Raw genomic sequence first — 3,107 nt, 5'->3', positions numbered from 1 at the left:
CCCCTTGGGTGCGCTGTGGGCCGGAGGGCGGGTTCTGAAACGACGGTGCATGGAGTACGGCTCCTCGTATGAGGTGGCCGCACGCACCGCGTTTCAGGTTCCGGCCGTAGGCCCCGCCCCCGGCCCACAGCGCACCCAAGGGGCGCGGGGAACGGCGCGACCAGCCACGGACAACCCGCAGCCGCGCACCGGGGAGGGTCACCCCTTCTCGGTGACCCCTGCCGCGTCGAACGTGGCAACCTCGTGCATCGCCCGCGCGGCGCTCTGGACGACCGGCAGCGCCAGCAGCGCCCCCGTCCCCTCGCCCAGCCGCAGGTCGAGGTCGACGAGCGGCCGCAGCCCCAGCTTGGTGAGGGCCGCGACGTGCCCCGGCTCCGCGCTGCGGTGACCCGCGATGCACGCGGCGAGCGCCTCGGGAGCGATGGCCCGCGCCACGAGCGCCGCCGCCCCCGCGCTCACGCCGTCGAGAATCACCGGCGTGCGCAACGACGCGCCGCCCAGGATCAGGCCGACGAGCGCGGCGTGCTCCAGGCCGCCGACCGCCGTGAGGACCCCGATGGGGTCCTTCGGGTCCGGCTGGTGGAGTTCGAGCGCCCGCCGGACGACGTCGATCTTCCGGGCGTGCATCTCGTCGTTGATGCCGGTGCCGCGGCCGGTGATCTCGGCGGGGTCGGCCTCGGTGTAGACGGAGATGAGGGCGGCCGACACGGTGGTGTTGGCGATGCCCATCTCGCCGGTCAGGAGCGCCTTGTTGCCCGCCGCGACGAGGTCGCGGGCCGTCTCGATGCCCACCTCGATGGCGCGCAGCGCCTCTTCGCGGGTCATCGCGGGGCCGGTGGTGAAGTCGCTCGTACCGGGACGGATCTTGCGCGGGAGGAGACCGGGCGTACCGGGCAGGTCCCCGGCGACACCGACGTCCACGACGCAGACCTCGGCACCGACCTGGTTGGCGAAGGCGTTGCACACGGCCCCGCCGCCCAGGAAGTTGGCGACCATCTGCGAGGTGACCTCCTGCGGCCACGCGGTGACACCCTGGGCGTGCACGCCGTGGTCGCCCGCGAAGATGGCCACGGCGGCGGGCTCCGGGATCGGCGGCGGGCACTTCCGCGAGAGGCCGCAGAGCTGCGCCGAGATGATCTCCAGCATGCCGAGGGCGCCGGAGGGCTTGGTCATCCGCTTCTGGCGCTCCCAGGCCTCGCCGAGCGCCTTGGCGTCCAGCGGACGGATGCCGCGCAGGGTCTCCGCGAGCAGGTCGTGCGGCTCCTCGCCGGGCAGGGCGCGGCGGCCGTACTCCTCCTCGTGGACGACCCACGACAGCGGGCGCCGCTTGGACCAGCCCGCCTGCATCAGCTCGGGCTCGTCCGGGAACTCGTCGACGTAGCCGACGCACAGGTAGGCGACGACCTCCAGGTGCTCGGGGAGCCCGAGCTCGCGCACCATCTCGCGCTCGTCGAAGAAGCTGACCCAGCCGACGCCGAGTCCTTCGGCGCGCGCGGCGAGCCAGAGGTTCTCGACGGCGAGCGCGGAGGAGTACGGGGCCATCTGCGGCTGGGTGTGCCGGCCGAGGGTGTGGCGGCCGCCGCGGGTGGGGTCGGCGGTGACGACGATGTTGACGGGCGTCTCGAGGATCGCCTCGATCTTCAGTTCCTTGAACTGCTTGGCGCGGCCCTTCGGCAGGGACTTGGCGTACGCGTCGCGCTGACGCTGTGCCAGTTCGTGCATGGCCTGCCGGGTCTCGGCGGACCGGATGACGACGAAGTCCCAGGGCTGGGAGTGCCCGACGCTGGGCGCGGTGTGCGCGGCCTCCAGGACGCGCAGCAGCACCTCGTGCGGGACCGGATCGGTCCGGAAGCCGTTGCGGATGTCGCGGCGTTCGCGCATGACGCGGTGGACGGCGGCGCGCTCGGCCTCGTCGTAGCCGACGGCGGCGGGCACGGCCGGGATCCCGGGCGCGGCCGGGGCCTCGGGGACGTCCGTGGCGTCGGGGCCCTCTCCCCCGGTCCCGGCCTCCGGCGCGTCCGCGGCCTCGGCGGGGGGCACGACGAGGTCCGGCGCGGTCTCGGCGGTGCGCGGCGCGGGGACGGCCACGGGCTGCGGTGCCGGGGTCCCGGGCGCGTCACCGGCGGGCGCCGGCTCCTGCTGAGGCGCCGGGATGTGCACCGGGCCCGCGGGCGCCGCCTGCTCGTCCAGCGCCGGTACGGGCTCCACGGCCTGCGCCGCCGCGGCGGGCGCGGGCTCCGCGGGAGTCTGCTCCACGGTCTCCTCGACGGGGGCGACGGGGGCGACGGGCGCGTCGGCGACCACGGCCTGCGGCCCGGCCGGTACGGGCGCGGTCACGTCCTGCGGGGCGTCCATGTGCTGCGTGCCGTGGACGAGGAGCAGGTCCTCGGGGGTCTGCTCCGGAGCCGGGGCGAGCTCCTGGGTCAAGCCCTCGGACACGGCGGCGGGGGCCTGCTGGACGGCGGTGTCGGCCTCGGGCACGACGGGCTGCGGCTGCGCCTGCTGCCCGTCCTCCGGGGCCACGGGCGCGGACTGCGCCGCGGCCGGGACCGGCTGCTCGGGCGCGGCGGGCACCGGCTCCGCGGCGACGGGTACCGGAACGGGTCCGGCGGCCGGAGCGGCGGCCGGGTCCTCGGGCGCGGCTTCGGAGGGTGCAGTCTCGGAGGGCGCGGTCCCGGCGGGCACAGCATCGGCGGGCACAGCATCGGCAGGCGCAGCCTCGGCGGGCACGGCCTCGAAGGGCTGCGCGACGGGCGGGACCGGCTGCTCGGGCGCGGCCTTCGCGAAGACGAGCACGTCCGCGAGGGCGGGCTCCTCCACCGCGGCCGGGGCGGGCTGCGCGACCCCGGCGACCGGGGCGGCGGCCTGCTCCGCGACGGCTCCGGCGACAGCGGTCGGCTCGGCGACGACAGGCGCCTCCGTGACGGCGGCGGGCTCCGCGACGGGGGTGTTCTCCACGGGCTGCACAGTCTCCACGGGGGCGGCGTTCTCCGGAGAGACAACGGCAGGGGGCTGCTCCTGCGCGCCATCGGCGACCGGCGCCGCGACCGGGCTCTGCGGAGCGGGCGCGGGCTGCGCGCCCTCCTGGACCGGCTCCGGGGCCGCGT

General features: G+C 76.4%; 1 protein-coding gene. It reads right to left on the bottom strand.

Going from position 1 to position 3,107, the window contains the following annotated elements:
• Positions 1 to 198: 198 nt before the first annotated feature.
• The coding region (gene cobT / locus K6I34_RS34355; RefSeq protein WP_229331959.1) for a nicotinate-nucleotide--dimethylbenzimidazole phosphoribosyltransferase at positions 199 to 3,107 on the bottom strand (2,909 nt) is incomplete at its 5' end.

It is taken from the genome of Streptomyces sp. UNOC14_S4 (assembly GCF_020740835.1).
Taxonomy (GTDB): Bacteria; Actinomycetota; Actinomycetes; order Streptomycetales; family Streptomycetaceae; genus Streptomyces.
This window is presented reverse-complemented; position numbering and strand designations above follow the sequence as displayed.